Origin of the sequence: Novosphingobium barchaimii LL02 (assembly GCF_001046635.1) — a bacterium.
Classification (GTDB): Bacteria; Pseudomonadota; Alphaproteobacteria; order Sphingomonadales; family Sphingomonadaceae; genus Novosphingobium; species Novosphingobium barchaimii.
This window is the reverse complement of record NZ_KQ130453.1, coordinates 849,309-868,765: the sequence shown is the minus strand read 5'-3', so window position 1 is coordinate 868,765 and position 19,457 is coordinate 849,309. Positions and strand designations below refer to the sequence as shown.

The following is a 19,457-nucleotide window of genomic DNA, read 5'->3' as shown; positions in this document are numbered from 1 at the left end:
TGCCGGGATCGAAGCCTACCCCTGCCGCCATTGAAGGACTTATGCGTGTTCACCGACCGCTTCCTGCGATATAAACGAGGTGTCAGTCTGTCGCTCGAGGAGCGTGCCCGGCTGGAGGCTTCGATTACGGAAGTGCAAACGCTCGATCCGCGTAAGATCGTCATCCGCGCGGGGCGGGAACTGGATCACAGCACGTTGCTGGTCGAAGGTATCCTGTCGCGCTATATCGATGATCGCAAGGGGCTGAGGCAACTGGTCGCCGTTCACGTACCGGGCGACTTCGTCGATCTCCACGCCTATCCCTTGAAGGTTCTCGACCACGACGTGGCGACCATGACCGCTGCCACCGTTGCGATTATCCCGCACGCCGAACTGGACGCGATCATTGCCGAGCGCCCGCAGCTTGGCCGTAAGCTGTGGTTTTCCACTCTAATCGATGCCGCGATCCACCGGGCATGGCTGTTCCGGCTCGGCCGGCTCGACGCAATGGGTCGCGTCGCGCATTTTTTGTGCGAAACGAACGCCAGGCTGATATCCGCAGATCTCAGCGATGGACATCGCTTTGCGCTTGGCCTGACCCAGACTGACCTTGCAGAAATCTGCGGCCTCACCAACATTCACGTCAACCGCGTGCTGCGGCAATTGCGCGAGGAGGGCCTTTGCGTGTTCCGTTCCTCACTTGTTGAGATACCCGATCCCAAGCGGCTGGCGGTGCGGGGCCAGTTCGACCCTGCCTATCTCTATATCGACGAGACGCAGACACATTTTCACGAAAGCACGAAAGCCCCGTCATGACCGCACCATCGTCACCCAATCCGCCGCAACCCAGGTCCGACCCCGGGATCGCAAGTGCCGAAGATGGTCTGGTCATGCTGGACGGACCCAACGGCGTCGCGGTCACCATGACTGCGAAGGCTGCAGCCCAAACCGGTCGCAACCTCATCGACGCATCGATTGTCGCCGACCGCCAGATTGCGGACCGACCAGGGTCGACGGTTGATTGATCCATCGTACTGGAGGGTGCGAACGAGGTCGCTCAGGCGCTGAGCACATCCCGGATTTTGGCGATGATGATGGCCGATATCGCCGCCGATCCTTCCAAATTTCTTTGGCAACGCTTCGTTACAAATCGCCGCCTGTTGCGTTTACCCCGGTATCTTCCGCGTGGAACATCATCGCCAATGCCAATTCCGATTGCCGCCGAGCGGACAAGAGTTCTCGATGCCACCCGCACTCTTAAGATGGCGCGTTCCGCTCATGCCTATGTCCGGGGCAATACGGCAAAGTTCTATGAATGGCTGGCTCAGTCGCCCGCTGCGGCCCGGGTGCCGGAAGGGCCGTCAGTATGGATCTGCGGCGATTGCCATCTCGGCAATCTGGGGCCGATCGTCAGCGGCGGCGGGCAGGTCGATATCCAGATCCGCGACCTCGACCAGGCCGTTATCGGCAATCCGGCGCACGATCTCGTCCGCCTCGGCCTCTCGCTTGCGACAGCGGCCCGGGGCTCGGACCTGCCCGGCGTGACAACTGCCTTGATGGTTCAGGAGATGGTCGAAGGCTATGCCTCGGCGATGAATGATCCGACGAGCGGCGATCCCGGCACCGAACCGGATGCCGTGCGCAGCGTTCGCCGCAAGGCGTGGAACCGCAGGTGGCGCCATCTCGCCAAGGACCGACTGGACGGCAACGAACCCCGAATCCCTATGGGCCGCAAGTTCTGGCCGCTGACGCCCGAAGAACATGACGCTCTGGACGCCCTGTTCAATGACGAAGACGTGATGCAACGCATCCTCGCGTTCGAACGGCACGACGAAGACCGAACGGTGCGCATGATCGATGCCGCATACTGGATGAAGGGATGTAGTTCGCTGGGTCTTTTGAGGTATGCCGTGCTCATCGAAATCCGAAGCGCCAAGGGCCGCCCCTCCTATGCGCTGGTAGACATAAAGGAGGCGACCGCTCCGGTAGCGCCCGCTTACCGGGATGCGACCATGCCTGAAGACAACGCCCATCGCGTTTTTGCCGCCGCCAAGGCGCTGTCTCCGCATTTGGGGGAGCGGATGATTCCAGTACAGATGATGGCCCGCTCTTTGTTCATTCGCGAACTGGCACCGCAAGACCTCAAACTGGAAATCGACCAGTTCACCGAAAGCCAAGCTGCCCGGGCCGCTCGTTATTTGGCGTTCGTGGTGGGCAAGGGCCATGCCAGGCAGATGGATCACATAACCCGGCACGAGTGGCGCGAACGGCTGGAAGCCGATCGCCGCACCTCCATCGATGCGCCGTCCTGGTTGTGGGAGAGCGTCGTCGCTTTGGCAGGGCGGCATGAAGCGGGATACCTTGATCACTGCCGCCGTTATGCTCTGGCCGCCTGATCGCGCTGCGTGAGACCTCTGCGTCATTATTCACGGTCGCCTCCCGGCCGGCAAAAGACCGAGCATCGCCAGGGGCCTCACATTCCTCTCACGTATCTGGGGTGAGGGTGAAGCGGCCGGGGTTTCGGCAGTAAACGATCCCTTTGCCGAAGCGACGGTGCTTGCATTGCCGGCAGGTGCATCCTGCAGCCGTCCGCGAGGCCTCCGGGGGGGTGGGCTCGACATCATAGCCAAGCCCGCTGGTGCGTAACGTCGTATCCAGCGGAAAAGGGGAACGTATCAACAAAACGGCAGTTTCTATCGAAAGCCGAGGGATGCGGCGCGAATTGATGACGCATCGGCAAGGGAACGTCGTCGCGAATGACCATTCTGAGTGAAGATCAAGACCGCGCTGCGCCTTCGTTTCTAACCGGGGGTGGGGAAATCGGGGCGTTGATGCGGGCATTTGACTGGAGCGCCACGCCTCTCGGTGATCCCGGGACATGGCCACAATCGCTGCGCTCGATCGTCTCGGCCTGCATCAACTCGCCAATCCTGGGCGCGGTCCTGTGGGGGCAAGATCTGATATTGCTCTATAACGATGCATACATCCCGGCACTCGCGGGCGGGCATCCCCATGCACTGGGCCGTCCGGCGGGCGACGGCTGGGGCGAGGCTTGGACCCTGCTCGCACCATCATATTACCGGGCGATGGAAACCGGTGAGGGTTTTTCGGCGAAGATGGTTCGCCTGGAATTGGTCCGGAATGGCGAGCGTGAAGTCACTTGGTGGGACTTCACGGCGGCCCCTATCCGTGGCGAGGATGGCGCCATCGCTGGCCTGCTTCATCAAGGTATCGAGATCACCGCGCAGGTCCAGGCAGAAGGCGAGTCGGCAAGCGAGAGGGACCGGCTTGCGCAGTTGTTCGCGCAGGCCCCCAGCTTTATGGCTTTACTGGAAGGCCCCGAACATCGTTTCGCGCTGGCCAATCCGGCCTACCTTCGATTGACCGGCCGAAGCGCTCTTGTCGGCCAGACTGTCGCTCAGGCGCTCCCCGATGCTGCGGCACAAGGATATGTTGCCACCCTCGACGAGGTGTTTCGCTCAGGCAAGGCATACAAAGCGGATGCGGCGCTCTACGCCGTTGAACCGGTCGCGGGGGGGCCAGTTACTAACCATCTTGTCGATTTTGTATTTCAGCCGGTTAAAGACGCAAACGATGTCGTCACGGGTATCTTCGTGGAGGGCGTCGACGTGACCGAACGGGTGAATGCCGATGTTGCGCTGCGCGAAAGCCAGGAGCGGCTCGAGCAGGCGCTTTCTGCGGGAGAAGGCATCGGCACCTGGGATTGGGACGTCGCCGCCAATTTCGTTCGCACGGATTCCAGGTTCGCGCGGCTTTACGGTGTCGATCCCCAAATGGCCCAACGCGGGGCGCCCATTGAGCTGTTCTTCCGGCGTCTGCATCCCGCCGATATGGACAGAGTGCAGGCCGCCATTGCCAACGCGCTGAACAGTGGCTGCATGTTCTACGAGGAATATCGCCTTGTGCAGGACAACGGCGCGATCGTGTGGCTCGTGGCGCAGGGTCGTTGCATCCTGTCGGACGCCGGTGAGCCACTGCACTTTCCCGGTGTCAGCTACGATATCACCGAGCGCAAGACCGCCGAGCAGCGCAAGTCCGCACTGCTCGATCTGAGCGACAAGCTGAGATCGATTGGCGAGATTGCCGAGATGGAATTTGCCGGCGCGACCGCACTCGCGCTTGGTCTGGGCGTGAGCCGCGCTGGCTACGGCACCGTGGACAAGGTCCTGGAAACGATCACTGTCCAGCGAGACTGGAACGCGCCCGGCATCAAGACGATTGCCGGTACACTCAACTTCCGCGAGCATGGCTCCTACATCGAGAATCTGAAGCGAGGCGAGACTGTCGCAATCGGTGACGTCAGGCTCGACGACCGCACGCACTCTACCGCTGACGTTCTGGAAGCGATCAGCGCCCGATCGTTCATCAACATGCCTCTGGTCGAGCAGGGCGACTTTGTAGCACTTGCATACGTAAACAATGCCGGGCCGCGCGTATGGAGCAATGAGGATGTGTTTTTCATGCGCGATGTTGCCGAGCGCGTGCGCGGGGCAACGGAGCGCAAGCGGCAGACCGAGGAACTAGCGCAGCTCAATGCAACTCTGGAGGAGCAGGTCAGCGTCCGGACACAGGAATTAATGGCCGCCGAAGAGGCGCTCCGCCAATCCCAAAAGATGGAAGCGGTCGGCCAACTGACCGGCGGCATTGCCCACGATTTCAACAATCTTCTTCAGGGCATTACAGGCAGTCTCGAGATCATACAGCGCCGCGTGGAACAGGGGCGCCATGCCGATATCAGTCGGTTCATCACCGGCGCCACTACCGCGGCCAATCGTGCGGCAGCTTTGACGCACCGCCTTCTTGCCTTCTCGCGCCGTCAACCGCTCGACCCCAAGGCGGTCCGGTCCAACAAGCTACTCGCTTCGGTGGAAGATCTGCTTAGGCGGACGATCGGTGAGCATATCGAACTGGAACTGGTGCTCGCTGGCGGTCTGTGGCCCACGCTGTGCGACCCCAATCAACTTGAAAGCGCGGTGCTTAATCTTGTAATCAACGCGCGCGATGCGATGCCCGATGGCGGCAAACTGACGATTGAAACTGGCAACGCGCATCTTGATCAGGCTTACGCTGCAAGAAAGAGCGGCGTTAAACCTGGGCAATACGTCTGCATCAGCGTCACCGATACCGGCACCGGGATGAGTAAGGATACAATTGCCAAGGCATTCGAACCTTTCTTCACCACCAAGCCGATTGGCCAGGGCACCGGCCTTGGCTTGTCCATGATCTACGGATTCGCCCAGCAGTCGGAAGGCTATGCCAAGATTTATAGCGAACTTGGCCATGGCACCACATTCAAGCTCTACCTTCCGCGGCACCTCGGGGAAGCAGAATGGGAAGAGGATATTCCAGCCCTCGGCGACGAGCATGTTTCCGATTCCGGTGAGGTCGTGCTTGTCGTCGAGGACGAGTCAGTCGTTCGCGACCTTATCATCGAGGTTCTGACCGAACTGGGCTACCGCGCGATCGAGGCGAACGACGGGCCAAAGGGGTTGCAGATGCTGCAGTCGGACAAGCGTATTGACCTGTTGATCACCGACATCGGGCTGCCCGGGCTCAACGGTCGCCAAGTCGTCGAGGCAGGGCGGCTGCTTCGGCCTGATCTCAAGGTGCTGTTTATGACCGGATATGCCGAGAACGCGGCGCTGGCGTCAGGCTTTCTTGAGCACGGGATGAGCATGATTACAAAGCCATTTGCAATGGAGGCGCTGGCCACGCGCGTTCGCGAAATCATCGAGGGATGATGCGGGTGCGTCGGGAGCCGCTTTGGCTCCCAGCGATTTGCCCTTCAATAGCCCCTAGATGTTTGAACTCCGGGTTTGGTGGTGCGAGACGGAAGCATTGCGGGATAGATTTGTCACGGGGGCCGCAGCCGTCACCTTACCAGAGCTACGCCGATGCGAAGGCGGGTGGTGCGCCGGTTGTAGTCCAGCAGGTTTTCGCCATAGCCTGTAAAAGTTTGACCGAAGAGGTAGAAGTCCGGGCCGCCGCCTAGAATGCGGCGTAGCGGATAAGACAAGTCTGCTGCGATCGAACCTTTCCCGCTGCCGAAGTTGAAGCGGCTAGAGGTGGAAAGGCGCAGGCCGTTTTCTTGGCCGATCTCTACGGATAAACCGGTATTCCCACGATAACGGCGGATATCCGGGTTGTCCGACAGGTCGCCCGCATACAGCCAGGCGCGGGGGGCAACCGTAAGGCGGGTGCCGCCGCCTAGCGAGAAGGCGGCCATCGGTGCGATGTAAACCGTGTTGAGGCTGCGCGAAAAGTCGCCGTCGCGCCCGTTCGATTCGTGACGCATGCCGATCTGCGCGCTCAACGTAGTTTTGTCGGACAGCGCCTTGGGCGGAGTTACGTAGAACAGTTCCGGTTGAAAATCGATGTTGCGGAAAGGAGAGGAGTCGGCCCCCAAATCCCAGAACATGCGCTGGGTATAGGCGAAGTAGAATCCGTCGCCCATTGCGGGCCTGCCCTCTCGGGCGCGACTACCGAACAACTGGTACTTGAAGCTCAGTTGTATGCGGGCCTCGCTGTTGGTGCCGGGCCCATAAACAGCATAGATCGGATCGTAGGCGCTCAGATTCTCAAGGAAAGCATTGCCTACGGTGCGATCGGTCGGCGGCGGGGTTGCCGGGAGGGCTGCGGCTATCTGCACGCCGGTGTCACGCGCCGCGCCTGACGGTGCGGCTGCCGGTACGGGATCCAACGCTGCGAGCGCCACGGTCTGCCCGCCCCAGACGGGCACCGAAAGCAATGCCCCGTTCTGGAAACTGCCCGGCGCCAATTGGTAGTGGGCGGAAGCGAAGCTGCCGGGAGTGATGGTGACCGTGGCAGGCGTCGCCGGCGCGCGGTGCAGCATGACGGTGCGCCCTGCGCCCAATGCCCCAGGCCGGGCCAGTCGTGCCTCGACGGCATCCGGAAGGCTTGCTTCGGCCGTCGCCGTACCGGTGTTGAGCAAGCGGATATCAAGCTCTGCGCCGCCATCCGCGCCTGGTTCGACATTGCCTATCAATGTTTCGATCACGCTCTGGGCGAATGCGTTGCCGGGCAGCGCGGCTGCTAGAGCCAGCGCGGACACAAACGTGAGCGGTCTTTTCATACGAGCAACTGCTCCCCGGCATGGATTGGGGCATGACCAATAGGGCTTATGCTACTGTAGGCAACAGGAGTTTGCGTTCAGTCAACCCGGACGCACCGTTCAGCACCTCAAGGGCCGACATCGTTGCCTGAAGTCTTCAGACGGTAAGTCTGGCGCGCAGGAAAGCTCAGTGCAGCTGCGACACCGTCGTTCCATCCGTAAGGATCGGAGCGGATAACCGGCTCACCGTCTTCGCCGAACCCCACCGTCTGGTAGATGAGCCTGACGGGGATCTCTCTCGGCAACGAAACGAAGGTTTCCTTGCCAGTTGCCCGGGCGCGGTGCCATTCGTCGATCACGCCTTCATCGCGCGCCAGCATTTCCGCAAAGTCCAGCGCATCGTCAACCCGTACGCAGCCGTGGCTGCGCTGGCGCTGAACTTCCTGGAACAGCTGCTTGGCGGGCGTGTCATGAAGGTAAATCTGGTGCTCGTTCTTCATATCGAACTTGACCAGACCAAGCGAATTTTTCGGACCTGGCTGCTGGACGACCCAGCCATTTTTCCAAGCCATATTGTTGCGGCGCAGATAGTCACCGCCCTTGCCGGCGATTTCCTTGCTCTGGATGGAGCGCGGCACGGTCCACGTTGGATTGGCAACCAGCCGGTAGATCGGCGATCCCAGCTGCGGCGTTTCGTTCGCCGGTTCGCCGACCACGACCTTGCGGCTGTCGGCGATTTTCCCGTCGCGCCAGTACAGCAGCCTCCCTGCGGCGATATTCACGTCAATGCGGGTCGGCGGGGCATTGCGATCCAGCCAGCGCATCCGCTCCATGGCGACTGCGATCGTCGTGGCACGGTCCGCATCGGACAAATTGAGGATTTCGAGCGCATCGCTCCCGATGATGCCGTCCGGCTTGATCCCGTAATCGGCCTGCATGTGCTGGACAGCCTGAACCATTGCCGGGCTGTAGCTACCGCCTTGCGCTGCAGAGCGGTCAAGATAGTCGGATGCCACCAGCTGGCGGGCGATTGCGGGAATGCGCGGGTCGGCAGTGCCGGGCTTCAGCGGCTCATCCCTGTCCGGGATAGCGGGTGTCGGCGCATCAGTCTGTTTGCGAAGCGCTAGATAGGCCCTGGACAAGGTGTCATAACCCTCGTCCTTCGGCGCGAGGCCATCGATCCAGTCCCCGACCTCGCCGGTGGAAAGCGCCCCGGCAAGCCCGCGCAGCAGATCGGGCTTTGGACGGCGCACTGTGTAGATGTCGTATAACTCGGCAGGGTCGGTGGCGCCGCGTGCCAAGGCTGCTGCATAGCGAAGAGCGCTGCGGGTTAGCGCCTCCTGGCCCTCTGCGCTGCCGGGTTGGCCTTCGACGACAAATTGCATGCGATCGAGGCCGTGTGCAGCGCGGCTGTCGACGGCTTTGCGAAGCTGGCGTACCGATGCTTCGTTCCAGTGCACTTGCTCAATTCTGGTCGCGACTGCCGCCTTGTCAGTTTCTCCGGCAAGGAAATTGCATCCGGCCAATGTGAACGTCAGAACCAACAGCGAACCAGCGATCACACTTTTGCGCACACGGATCTCCCTAAAAGACCCTTACAACAACAGGTGGCAGCGCTGAGAGTTTCACAGCGTCACGCGCGGACTGCGTAGACGAGCCGACCTTTCCCCAAAAACCCGAACACGTCGTCCAGCCTGTTCTCACCCACCGCGAAACAGCCCTGGCTACGGCCTAACTTGCCGTGAGCGGCTACCATTTCGTCATTGGCATACCATGCGCTGTGTATAACGATAGCCCGGTCGAGGGCGTTATTATTCGTCGCGTCGAGCCCGATCAGGCGTTGCGAGCGGCCGTGCTTGCCGGCGTAATAGGTATCGGTCATGAAAGCCCCTTCGCTGGAGGCATTGGATCCAAACGCATTCGAGAAACTTTTGAGGAAGCCGGTATGGCCCGGGTCCGAGCCGGACCCGTGTGCAACGAGCAGCCGAGTGGCTTTGCCACTTTCAACATCGAGAAAGTGAAGCCTCTGCTCGGAAGACGGTGCCGAAAAGTCAACAATGGCGATGCGATCGCGCGCGGTGATGGTCTTCGAATGCTCGTCGAGCGCGGCCAGCGCCTTTTGGAGGATCTTTGGGTCGACGGTAAACCGCGTGGTTGCCGGAGCAATTGCGGCGGGCGCGATCGGAGGGCGGGCCGGTAGAGGCATAGGCGGGGCGGACTCCGCCATAAATGGTACGCGAGTTGAACATGCTGCGGCGCCAACAGCCGCAGCAACACCGGCAAACATGGCGGCACGTCTGGAGGTTTGAAGGGACATTTTATCCATGGCCCCATTATGGAAATATGTTGGTCTATTTAAAGATGTTGACAGCGGGTTTCTTAGTTCACTTTTACACACTTCATTCAATTTTTACGATGAGCTGCCTGGTGGCGGTTCCGGGTGAATCTTGCCGAATAATTGGCTGAGTATGACGATATCTATTTGAGCACCGGTTTGTTTTCCGTGAACGACCGTGACTGTCATTTGCGAGTTACCTAGAGCGGCGCGTTGGTTGGATGGAAACCAAACGCTACCTTCGTGCGCTACGGCATATGATGGACGCAAATACACCTGCCGATGCGGATAGCCCAGCAACGCCTGCAGACGTGCGGCGGCGGCGGCATATTCTGAAAATCATACGCAACGCAGTGTTGATCTTGATTGGCGTGATTTTTGCGATCTGGCTGGTGCTTTTCATCACGAAAGGGCGTTTTCTAAAACACCCATTCGAAAATGTCGCAGGGTCGCTGGCGGATCGCAAAATTACCGTGGGAGGAGACTTCCAGCTTTATTTCGCACCGTTCCGCATCAAGTTTGTGGCAGAGAAGCTCACCGTTTCTAATCCGCAGTGGGCGTCCCGCGATACTCTTTTCGCTGCGCGGCGGATCGAGGCACGCATCGCGCCGTTTTCGATGATCTTCGGTCGCAAGCACGCTTATTCGCTCGATCTGGTGGATGGAAACGCCAATCTTGAATGGGATGCGCAGCACAAGCGCAATACCTGGACTTTTGGCAGCAGCGGTGAAGGCAAACCATTCGAACTGCCGCTCATCGACCGCGCCAGCGTGGCGGGCACGCGCATTCGCTATGTCGATCCGAAAATGCCGCTGCTGGCGAACCTCAGGATCGATCCCATCGTTTCGACTGATACCCGGATTGGCAAGTCAGTTGGAGTGAACGGCGACGGACGGTTTCGCGATACGCCGTTCCGGGTAGCCGCGCGCCTGCTTTCGCCCGATGCGAGCGTCGCTGGAGGGACGAACAAGCTGGAACTGCGCGCTTGGGCCGTGAACAGCGTGATCGACGTCGCCGGAACGCTCCCGGCGCTGACCGAGTTCGAAAATGTGCCGCTCCGCGTCGGTGCCCAGGGTAAAGACCTGTCGCAGCTGCTGGGGGTGATCGACGTCACTATTCCGCAAACGCGGCGATACGCTCTAAAGGCGCAGATGGTGAAGGATGGGCAGGCGTATCGCTTCACCGGCATGACCGGTACCTTCGGCCAGTCTGATCTTTCGGGCGGCTTTACCGTCAATAATGCGGATCGGCTACGCCTGGACGCTACGTTGACGACACGCCGACTGGACATCATCGATGCAGCGCCCTTCATCGGGTACAATCCTGATATCGTCGCCGCGGATGGCGCGGTGGCGGCCGCAGCGGCGACGGGCGCAGGGGCGCAACGAGTGCTGCCCGATGCGGAGTTGCCGGTGGCGTCGATGCAACGCTTTGATGCCGGACTGGATTGGAAGATAGGTATCATTCGGTCGAAGAATGTGCCGGTTTCAAACGTCGCGATGAAGCTGTCGCTCGAACGCGGGCGGCTGGCGCTGTCGCCACTGACCTTTTCGATGGCGAGGGGTGATGTTTCTTCCGACCTGATTTTCGACACCCGTCAGCGTCCATCGGCCATCAGTTACGACATCCGCCTCGGTTCGACGCCGATGGGGCGCCTGCTTGCAGGGTACGGGGTTGCGGATTCGGGCACCACCGGATCGGTTCACGGGCGCATCAAGCTGGATGGGCGCGGCGACACCCTCCACGATTCGCTTGCGACTTCGTCCGGGCGCATCGCTTTTGTAATGCCGCAGGGCACGCTGTGGACCCAGAACGCGCAGCTGGCCGAACTCGACCTTGGGACCTTCGTCTACAAGATGTTCGAAGGCAAGTTGAAGAAGCCGATCGAGATCAATTGCGGTCTGCTCGCTTTCACCGTTCGCGGTGGCAGGGCGGCCTCAGATCCGATTCTCATCGACACTAGCAAAAATGTAGTCACCGCGCGCGGAGGCTTTAACTTTGCTACCGAAGCTGTTGATCTGGCGTTTCGTGCAGATGGAAAGAAGTTCAGCTTGCTGTCCGGGCAGTCGCCAGTGCGCTTGGGCGGGCATTTTGCCAGCCCATCGCTGCAAGTGATCAGCCCCGAACTGCTGGGGCGCGCTGGAGCTGGGCTGGGGCTGGCAGTGTTGGCATCACCGGTGGCAGGCTTGCTTGCGTTCGTTGACGTGGGCGACGCGAAGTCAGCCGCCTGCGGTCCTGTCCTGTCAGGCGCTAGGGCTGCGGCTCAGCGCACCACCAAGGGCACGCCCCGGACCGATCTAGGTGATGAAAAGGCAAAGACGGGTTCCTGAAGCGGTAAGTATATAGCGCCTTCAGAACGCGGATGGCCGGCTTACTAGCTTCGTTGCGCAGGGGACGGTCTGCACTGACCGGAAACTCACCCATGCGCACTTCCCATGCGCCGGAAGGCTTCGGTGATCGCACTCTTAGAGACCGTTTGAGAATGGGCTGGTGCCGCATTCAAAATGCGCTCTTCTGCGCATTTTCAAACGGGCTCTCAGAGATTCTCAGATCGAAAAGTTTCGCGGCGATGCGCAAACCATCTCACCGCGCATAGAGCCGGGGCGGTCAGCTTATCAGCTGCCGCCCCGGTATTACTCTAGATATCAAGAGGTAGTTCTAGCGTACGGAACCACGGCGTACGAGATTGACAATCGCCAGCAGGACGACCGCGCCGATCAACGAAACGAGGAACGTGCCAAGCGTCAGAGGGGCATTGTTGATGCTGCCGCCAGAGAAGATCAGGCTACCAATAAACGAACCGACGATCCCGACGATGATATTGAGGAAGATACCCTGCTGCCCATCTGTCCGCATGATCAAACTGGCCAGCCAGCCGATGACGCCCCCGACTATAAGCCACATGATAATTCCCATAAATCCTCCTGTTTTCCGGTCGTAAGAAACCATCTTGGCCTTGACGACATCGAAGCCACGTAAACCTCCTAGACCGTACAACGTTCCCACGACCCATCTGACTTATTGTAAGCCACGCGCATTCGGGATCGGGGAAATGCGGATGGTGAGGAGCGTTGCAGTGCACCAGTTCCCGTTCGCCATGAACCACAGCGGGGCATAGGTGTGCCGTGATTCCGATAATGCCAAAACGGTGCCGGTTGTTTGTCGACCGTTCGTTTTCAGCTTAGGGCGTCCGGTAAAGTCCGTTCGTCTATTGGCTTAGGGAGGCGAATTCGATAGGGCGGTGGCGAGGCGGCAGGCTTGCCTGTCGCCAGACATGATCGTGCCGGTGCCCTAACGGGCTTAATCGGGAATGCGGTGCGGGAGCCTTGGCTCCCAATTCCGTGGCTGTCCCTGCAACTGTGAGCGGATAGCGCGATGCACATGCCTCCATTCGGAGGCAGCCACTGGAAGGGCCCATTTGCCCATCTGGGAAGGCGTGCATCAAGCTTTGACCCGCGAGCCAGGAGACCTGCCGGCGCACCGGTCGCTCTTGCCCTGACCCAGGGGTTGGTCATGGCACGGTACTTCTCCGTCTGGGCGACGAAGCTGTGTGGCTGGGGCTGCACGGCCGCGTGGCGTTGGGTGCTTTTGCGCCTGCCCAGTGGTGCGCGGCGGCCGAGGTGTCGGTAAGCCCAGCCTTCTCGCCCGGCGCGTGGAGAGCGACTGTGAGCACGCCGCAAGGTGGCAGCAGCGGCGGCAAGGTCAGGGGCTGGTGCCCTGATGCCTGGCGCCCGATGATGGCGGGAGACGGGCTTTTGGTCCGCGTAAAGCCGCGCCTTGGCCGCCTGACACCCGCGCAGGCTGTCGGTCTGGGCGAGGCGGCGGTTGCCCACGGATCAGGCTCGCTAGACGTTACGCGCCGCGCCAACCTGCAAATTCGTGGCGTGACCGAAGCAGCGTGGCCGGACCTGCTGGACCGCCTGCTGGCACTTGGCCTTGTCGACGCAGATGGTGGTCGAGAAGGGCGCCGCAACATCCTCGTTTCGCCCGACTGGAAGCCTGGCGACGATACCCACCGCATCGCCGCCGCGCTTCACGACCGGCTAGGTGAATTGCCCGCGCTGCCGGGCAAGGTGGGTTTCGTCATTGATGCCGGCGCTGAGCCTGCCCTGAGCGCAGAGAGCGGCGATTTCAGGATCGAGCGCGGCAGCGAGGGCGTTCTCCTGCTACGCGCAGAGGGCCGCGCGGTCGGTGTGCCGCTTGGGCATGGGGCTGAGGTAGAGGCGCTGATCGACCTCGCGCATTGGTTCGCCAAGAGCGGCGGGGCTGCTGCAGGCCGCATGGGACGACATGCCGCACCCCTGCCCGACTGGGCCCGGGGAAGCGTGCAGCCCGCGCAGCCGAAAGCCGCTCCCGCTCCCGGTCAGCGCGAACTAGGCACGGCCTATGGGCTGCCCTTCGGCCGGCTGAAAGCGCCGACCCTTATCCAACTGGCACAGACGCCGGGTATCACGGGAATACGCACCACACCCTGGCGCATCCTGCTGACGGAAGGCGGGATGCCAGGTCAGCTCGACGGTCTTTCTCTCGACCCGAACGAACCGCTGCTGCGCGTAGACGCCTGCCCCGGTATGCCTGAATGCCCGCAGTCCAGCGTCGAGACGCGGATGCTGGCCCGTAGGCTGGCGCCGCATGTCGTGGGCCGGCTTCACGTCTCCGGCTGCGCGAAGGGATGCGCCCATTCCGGCGTGGCCGATGTGGTGCTGACCGGACGCCGCGGCGCTTACGATCTTTCCCTTGGCCAGCGTGCCGGTGCCCCGCCGCTTCGTGCGGGCCTGGATATCGACAGCCTTATCGCTCACTTCGGAGCCGTCTGATGCCTCATGACTACGAAAAGGACGGCGCGGCGATCTACCGCCAGTCGTTCGCCATCATCCGCGCCGAGGCCGATCTGGCGCACTTTGACGCCGAGGAAGAATCCGTTGCGGTACGGATGATACATGCAGCGGGCATGGTGGAACTGGCGCGGCATATCCGTTTCTCGCCCGGTTTCGCCGTGGCCGCGCGCGCCGCGCTGGCCGCCGGTGCCCCAGTTCTGTGCGATGCGCGAATGGTGGGCGAGGGTATTACCCGCGCTCGCCTGCCCGCAGACAACCGGGTAATCTGCACCTTGAGCGACGAGGCGGTTCCACGGATGGCGCAGACGATGGGCAATACCCGTTCCGCCGCCGCGCTGGAGCTGTGGCGGCCTCATCTTTCCGGCGCGCTTGTGGCCATCGGCAACGCGCCGACTGCCCTGTTCCACCTGCTCAACATGCTGGAGGACCCCACTTGCCCCCGCCCCGCCGCCATCATCGGCTGCCCGGTGGGCTTCGTCGGCGCGGCAGAATCCAAGGACGCCTTGTGGCAGGCGCTGCCGGTACCCGGCTGTATCGTCGAGGGGCGGTTGGGCGGCAGCGCGGTGACGGTGGCGGCGGTCAACGCCCTGGCGAGCCGCGCGGAATGAAGGACGCGGGAACGATCGGCACGATCCACGGCGTGGGGCTGGGGCCCGGCGCCATGGACCTGATGAGCGTGCGGGCCGACCGGCTTGTGCGGGGTGCCCGGCAGGTGGCCTATTTCCGCAAGGCGGGCCGGTTTGGCCACGCGCGGCGCACCGCCGAAGGGATGCTGCGGCCCGATGTCGTCGAAATTCCCATGGAATACCCGGTAACGACGGAAATCCCGTTTTCCCATCCGGAATACAACGCCTGCCTTTCGGCCTTTTATGCCCGCTGCACCGAGCAGTTGGTGGCCGCCGCCGGCAACGGCGAGGACGTTGTGGTCTTATGCGAGGGAGACCCCTTCTTTTACGGGTCCTTCATGCACCTCCACAGCCGCCTCGCGGGGCGTACTCCGGTGGAGGTGGTGCCCGGCATCACCGGCATGGCCGGGGCCTGGAACGCCACCGGCCTGCCGATCACCTGGGGCGACGATGTATTGACCGTGGCCATGGCGACACTTCCAGAGGAAGAACTGGTACGGCGCATCCGCGATACCGATGCGCTGGTGGTGATGAAGATCGGCCGCAACCTGCCCAAGCTGCGCCGCGCCGTCGCCGCTGCCGGGCGCGAGGACGGAGCTTGGCTGGTCGAACATGCCGCCATGCCCGGCCAAAGCGTAACCCGCCTTGCCGACGCACAAAGCGTGACGCCCTACTTCGCAATCCTGCTGATCCACGGGCAGGGGCGCCGACCATGAGCGGCTGGATCGCCATCGCCGGTCTTGGTCCGGGCGACGAGGCGCTGGTGACGCCGCAGGTCGATGCAGCGCTGGCAGAGGCGACCGATGTGGTCGGTTATGGCCCTTACGTCGCGCGGGTAAGGCCGCGCGAAGGCCTGGTGCTGCACCCGTCGGACAACCGGGTCGAACTGGACCGGGCCGCGCTGGCGCTCGATCTGGCGGCGCGGGGACGGCGCGTGGTCGTCGCCTCGTCGGGCGATCCGGGGGTCTTCGCCATGGCCGCCGCCGTGTTCGAGGCGCTGGAGGCCGGGCCGGAGCATTGGCGCGCGCTGGACATCCAGGTCCTGCCGGGCATCACCGCGATGCTGGCGGCATCTGCCCGCGCAGGTGCGCCGCTGGGCCATGATTTCTGCGCGATCAATCTGTCCGACAATCTCAAGCCGTGGCCGGTGATCGAGAAACGCTTGCGCCTGGCGGCTGAGGCGGACTTTGCGATGGCGTTCTACAACCCGCGTTCGAAAGCGCGGCCGGACGGGTTTGCTCACACGCTGGCGGTCCTGCGAGAGGTTTGCGGGGACGAGCGACCGATCCTTTTCGCCCGCGCGGTGACTACGCCCGACGAAACCCTGCGGATCGTCTCGCTGGGCGAGGCGCGGCCGGAAATGGCCGACATGCGCACGATGGTGATCGTTGGTTCGAGCCGGACCCGGATCATCGAACGGCCGGCGGGGCCCATCCTCTATACGCCGCGCTCGGTGCCGGGGGAGGGATCGTGACCGAGCCAGTGCAGGACGTCCTGCGGAAAGTGAAATTCGCGCCTGTCGGGCAGGGCGGGGCGGTCAATCATCAGTACCGGCAGGCCCAGCTGGCGCGCCGCGACCAGTTTGGCGCTGGCGCCGCTGCCGCCTGCGTTCTTGCTCACGACGAGATCGATGGCGTGCGCCCGCAGCAGATCGCGATCAGTCCTGGCCGCGAACGGACCGCGGTCCACCACCAGGCTGTGGTAGGGCAGCGCGGGGGGATGCTCCGGCGCGTCGACAAAGCGGAGCAGGTAGTGGTGCTGGGGCTGCGCGGCGAAAGCATCGACGTGCATCCGGCCCAGCGCCAGCATGATGCGGCGGCGCGGCCCGGCAAGCGCCTCGACGGCATCGTCAAGCCCGGACACGCGCGTCCAGCGATCGCCCGCCTCGGGTTGCCAGCCGGGCCGGGTGAGCGCGGCAAGGGCCGTGCCGGTCAGCCCTGCGGCGGCTACGGCATTGGCGCTCATCATCGCCGCGAAAGGATGCGTGGCGTCGACGAGGTGGGTTATGCGGTGCTCGCGCAGGTACGCCGCCAGCCCGGCTACTCCGCCGAAGCCGCCGATGCGCGTGGGAATGGGCTGCGGTCGCGGGCTTTCGGTGCGGCCCGCGTAGCTGAAGATTGCGGTTATCCCGCGTTCCGCCAGCAGCAGGGCAAGCCTGCTTGCCTCGGTTGTACCGCCCAGCAGCAGGACGTTGGGTTTGACTGACATGAATTCCCCCTCCCCCTGGTTGACGATCGTCGGCATCGGCGAGGATGGCGCCTCCGGTCTTTGCACGGCGAGCCGGGCGGCACTGGCGCAGGCCGATCTGGTGATCGGGCCGCCGCGCCACCTTGCGCTTCTGGGGCCGGTTAGCGCTGCCTGCATCGAATGGCCAGTGCCCTTCGCCGAGGGGGTCGCGCAAGTGCTTGCCCACCGGGACCGCAAGGTGGTGATGCTGGCATCAGGCGATCCGTTCTGGTTCGGCGCGGGAAGCAGCGTGACGCGCCATCTTCAAGTGGGCGAGTGGACGGCATATCCGGCGCTCTCCACCTTCGCCTTGGCGGCGGCGCGGCTTGGCTGGGCGATCCAGGACACAGCTTGCCTTGGCCTTCATGCGGCCCCGGTGCATCGGCTGCGACCCTACCTTTGGCCGGGGCGGCGCATTCTGGCATTGCTGCGCGGCGGCGAGGCAGTGGGGCCGCTCATGGCCTACCTTGCCAAACAGGGCTTCGGGGCTTCCACCATCCACGTGCTGGAAGCACTGGGCGGGCCGCGCGAACGGCTGCGCACTGTGACCGCCGCCGCGCCGGGGCTTGCGGACGTGGCTCATCCCGTGGCCGCCGGTATCGAGGTGCGGGGCGAGGGGGCGGTGCTGCCTGCGACCTGCGGCCTGCCCGACAGCCTGTTCGACCACGACGGCCAGATCACCAAGGCGCCGATACGCGCGCTCACCCTCTCCGCCCTTGCCCCGCGCCCCGGCGAATTGCTATGGGACATCGGCGCGGGTTCTGGTTCCATCGCGATCGAGTGGCTGCTTGCGCATCCCGCAAATTCGGCCTGCGCCGTGGAAGCGGATGCGCAGAGGGCAGGGCGGGCGAGGGCCAATGCCCTGGCCCTGGGCACGGACAAGCTGGAAGTTATCCTTGGCCGCGCGCCGCAGACCCTCCCGCAAGGCCCGTCGCCGTCTGCGGTCTTCGTCGGCGGCGGGCTGTCACAGGCGATGCTTGAGGCTTTGTGGGCGCAGCTTCCTGCCGGAACCCGGCTGGTGGCGAATGCGGTGACGCTTGAATCCGAAGCCTTGCTCGCCGCATGGCATGGCCAGCTCGGCGGCAATCTGATGCGGATCGAACTGGCCGACGCTGCACCGCTGGGGAGCCGCCGGGGCTGGCGTTCGCGTTATCCGGTGGTGCAGTGGAGCACGGCGCTGTGATCGTTGCCGGCTTCGGGTTCCGGGCGGGGGCCAGCGTCTTTTCGCTGTGCTCGGCGTATCAACTCGCGCGGGAGGGTGCCCCGCCGGTGACCCATCTGGCGACCTTTGCCGACAAGGCCGACGATCTGGCCGAACTGGCGAACCTGCTGTTTCTGCCGGTGATCGCCGTTGCCCCGGAACAGGTCGTCGGTTTGCAGACACTGACCCTGTCCAAATCTTCGTTGGCAGCGCGCGGCGTGGGCAGCGTGGCCGAAGCCTGCGCGCTTGCGGCGCTGCGGGGACGGGAAGCCCGCCTGCTGGCCCCGCGCCGGATTTCACAAGATCGCATGGCGACCTGCGCCATCGCACAAGACATCGCACAGGGAGCATCGCAATGACGGTCCACTTCATCGGCGCCGGACCGGGCGCACCAGACCTTCTCACCCTGCGCGGACGCGACCTGATCGCGGCCAGCCCGGTATGCCTTTATGCCGGATCACTGATCCCGCCGGCCGTGCTGGGCCATTGCCCGGCGGATGCGCGCATCGTCAATACCGCGCCAATGGACCTCGATGCGATCATTGGCGAGATCAGCGCGGCCCATGCCGCCGGTCAGGACGTGGCGCGGCTGCATTCCGGCGACCTTTCGGTGTGGTCGGCGATGGGGGAGCAGGTGCGCCGCCTTCGCGCGCTCGGCATTCCTTTTACCGTGACCCCCGGCGTCCCCGCCTTTGCCGCCGCTGCCGCCGCGCTGGAGGCGGAACTGACGCTGCCGGCGCTGGCGCAGTCCGTGGTCCTCACCCGCACGCCGGGCCGCGCCAGCACGATGCCGCCCGCCGAGAGCCTGGCCAATTTCGCGGCGACCGGGGCGACGCTGGCGATCCACCTTTCGGTACACAATCTGGCGCAGGTCGTTGCAGACCTTAGCCCGCTTTACGGCGCGGATTGCCCCGTCGCCGTGGTATGGCGGGCAAGCTGGCCGGACCAGCGGATCGTTCGGGCCACGCTGGACACCATCGCCGAGGCCGTTGCAGGCAGCATGGAGCGCACGGCGCTGATCCTGGTCGGCCGTGTTCTTGAGGCGCAGGATTTCGCCGAAAGCAGCCTCTACGCCAAAGGCTACGACCGCCGTTTCCGGCCGCAGCACGCGGATTCCCGTTATGCAGGGTCGGCGGAATGAACCGCCCGTCCCGCGCCG

General features: G+C 63.2%; 17 protein-coding genes and 1 riboswitch. Of the genes, 12 read left to right on the top strand and 5 right to left on the bottom strand.

Annotated features, from left to right (window positions below):
- The first annotated feature begins 45 nt into the window (after nt 1-45).
- From V474_RS10440 to V474_RS10425, 4 genes are all read left to right on the top strand, one after another.
- Nucleotides 46-795 (top strand): Crp/Fnr family transcriptional regulator, encoded by a 750-nt coding sequence (locus tag V474_RS10440; RefSeq protein WP_059151417.1) that lies wholly within the window; start codon nt 46-48, stop codon nt 793-795.
- Between the two features lie 74 nt (nt 796-869).
- Nucleotides 870-1,004 (top strand): hypothetical protein, encoded by a 135-nt coding sequence (locus V474_RS26880; RefSeq protein WP_330219640.1) that lies wholly within the window; start codon nt 870-872, stop codon nt 1,002-1,004.
- Between the two features lie 177 nt (nt 1,005-1,181).
- On the top strand, nt 1,182-2,375 hold the full coding sequence (locus tag V474_RS10430) for a DUF2252 family protein (RefSeq protein WP_059151415.1): 1,194 nt from the start codon (nt 1,182-1,184) through the stop codon (nt 2,373-2,375).
- A gap of 360 nt (nt 2,376-2,735) precedes the next feature.
- Nucleotides 2,736-5,741: an ATP-binding protein gene (locus V474_RS10425; protein WP_148649352.1), complete on the top strand. Its 3,006-nt coding sequence runs from the start codon at nt 2,736-2,738 to the stop codon at nt 5,739-5,741.
- Nucleotides 5,742-5,872: 131 nt separating this feature from the next.
- On the opposite strand, the gene V474_RS10420 is transcribed toward V474_RS10425, so the two are convergent.
- The 3 genes from V474_RS10420 to V474_RS10410 all read right to left on the bottom strand — a co-directional run bounded on the left by V474_RS10420 (nt 5,873) and on the right by V474_RS10410 (nt 9,398).
- Nucleotides 5,873-7,093 carry a phospholipase A gene (locus V474_RS10420; RefSeq protein WP_059151414.1) on the bottom strand — a complete coding sequence of 407 codons (1,221 nt, stop codon included), beginning with the start codon at nt 7,091-7,093 and terminating at the stop codon, nt 5,873-5,875.
- 107 nt (nt 7,094-7,200) lie between these two features.
- A complete protein-coding gene (locus V474_RS10415) occupies nt 7,201-8,646 on the bottom strand; it encodes a L,D-transpeptidase family protein (RefSeq protein ID WP_059151413.1) in 1,446 nt (481 codons plus the stop codon).
- A 59-nt stretch (nt 8,647-8,705) separates the two neighbouring features.
- Entirely contained in the window at nt 8,706-9,398 is a 693-nt protein-coding gene (locus V474_RS10410) for a murein L,D-transpeptidase catalytic domain family protein (protein WP_059151412.1), read from the bottom strand.
- A gap of 269 nt (nt 9,399-9,667) precedes the next feature.
- Between V474_RS10410 and V474_RS10405 the strand changes: the two genes are divergently transcribed.
- Nucleotides 9,668-11,737: an AsmA family protein gene (locus V474_RS10405; RefSeq protein WP_059151509.1), complete on the top strand. Its 2,070-nt coding sequence runs from the start codon at nt 9,668-9,670 to the stop codon at nt 11,735-11,737.
- Between the two features lie 328 nt (nt 11,738-12,065).
- Here the strand turns inward: V474_RS10405 and V474_RS10400 are convergent, their stop codons facing one another.
- Nucleotides 12,066-12,323: a GlsB/YeaQ/YmgE family stress response membrane protein gene (locus V474_RS10400; protein ID WP_059151411.1), complete on the bottom strand. Its 258-nt coding sequence runs from the start codon at nt 12,321-12,323 to the stop codon at nt 12,066-12,068.
- A 351-nt stretch (nt 12,324-12,674) separates the two neighbouring features.
- A riboswitch (cobalamin riboswitch) is annotated at nt 12,675-12,898 on the top strand.
- 243 nt (nt 12,899-13,141) lie between these two features.
- On the opposite strand from V474_RS10400, the gene V474_RS10395 reads away from it, so the two are divergent.
- Genes V474_RS10395 through cobJ form a run of 4 tightly spaced genes read left to right on the top strand, consistent with a single transcriptional unit; the run spans nt 13,142 to nt 16,345 of the window.
- The gene (locus V474_RS10395) at nt 13,142-14,224 is read left to right on the top strand and encodes a cobalamin biosynthesis protein CobG (RefSeq protein WP_059151508.1); all 1,083 of its coding nucleotides are present in this window, start codon (nt 13,142-13,144) and stop codon (nt 14,222-14,224) included.
- Nucleotides 14,224-14,853: a precorrin-8X methylmutase gene (locus V474_RS10390; RefSeq protein WP_059151410.1), complete on the top strand. Its 630-nt coding sequence runs from the start codon at nt 14,224-14,226 to the stop codon at nt 14,851-14,853. The genes V474_RS10395 and V474_RS10390 overlap by 1 nt, the downstream gene beginning before the upstream one ends.
- On the top strand, nt 14,850-15,587 hold the full coding sequence (gene cobI / locus V474_RS10385) for a precorrin-2 C(20)-methyltransferase (protein WP_059151409.1): 738 nt from the start codon (nt 14,850-14,852) through the stop codon (nt 15,585-15,587). The genes V474_RS10390 and cobI overlap by 4 nt, the downstream gene beginning before the upstream one ends.
- A complete protein-coding gene (cobJ, locus tag V474_RS10380; protein WP_059151408.1) occupies nt 15,584-16,345 on the top strand; it encodes a precorrin-3B C(17)-methyltransferase in 762 nt (253 codons plus the stop codon). Before cobI ends, cobJ begins: the two co-directional genes overlap by 4 nt.
- Here cobJ and V474_RS10375 read toward each other — a convergent pair.
- Entirely contained in the window at nt 16,309-17,079 is a 771-nt protein-coding gene (locus V474_RS10375; RefSeq protein WP_059151507.1) for a cobalt-precorrin-6A reductase, read from the bottom strand. The genes cobJ and V474_RS10375 overlap by 37 nt on opposite strands.
- On the opposite strand from V474_RS10375, the gene cbiE reads away from it, so the two are divergent.
- The 3 genes from cbiE to cobM are packed head-to-tail and all read left to right on the top strand — an operon-like array spanning nt 17,078 to nt 19,439.
- Nucleotides 17,078-18,280, top strand: coding sequence for a precorrin-6y C5,15-methyltransferase (decarboxylating) subunit CbiE (gene cbiE, locus V474_RS10370; protein WP_201786020.1), 1,203 nt, complete (start codon nt 17,078-17,080; stop codon nt 18,278-18,280). The genes V474_RS10375 and cbiE overlap by 2 nt on opposite strands.
- Nucleotides 18,262-18,657 (top strand): cobalamin biosynthesis protein, encoded by a 396-nt coding sequence (locus V474_RS10365; RefSeq protein ID WP_407938324.1) that lies wholly within the window; start codon nt 18,262-18,264, stop codon nt 18,655-18,657. Before cbiE ends, V474_RS10365 begins: the two co-directional genes overlap by 19 nt.
- Nucleotides 18,654-19,439: a precorrin-4 C(11)-methyltransferase gene (gene cobM, locus V474_RS10360; protein ID WP_059151405.1), complete on the top strand. Its 786-nt coding sequence runs from the start codon at nt 18,654-18,656 to the stop codon at nt 19,437-19,439. The genes V474_RS10365 and cobM overlap by 4 nt, the downstream gene beginning before the upstream one ends.
- Nucleotides 19,440-19,457 lie beyond the last annotated feature (18 nt).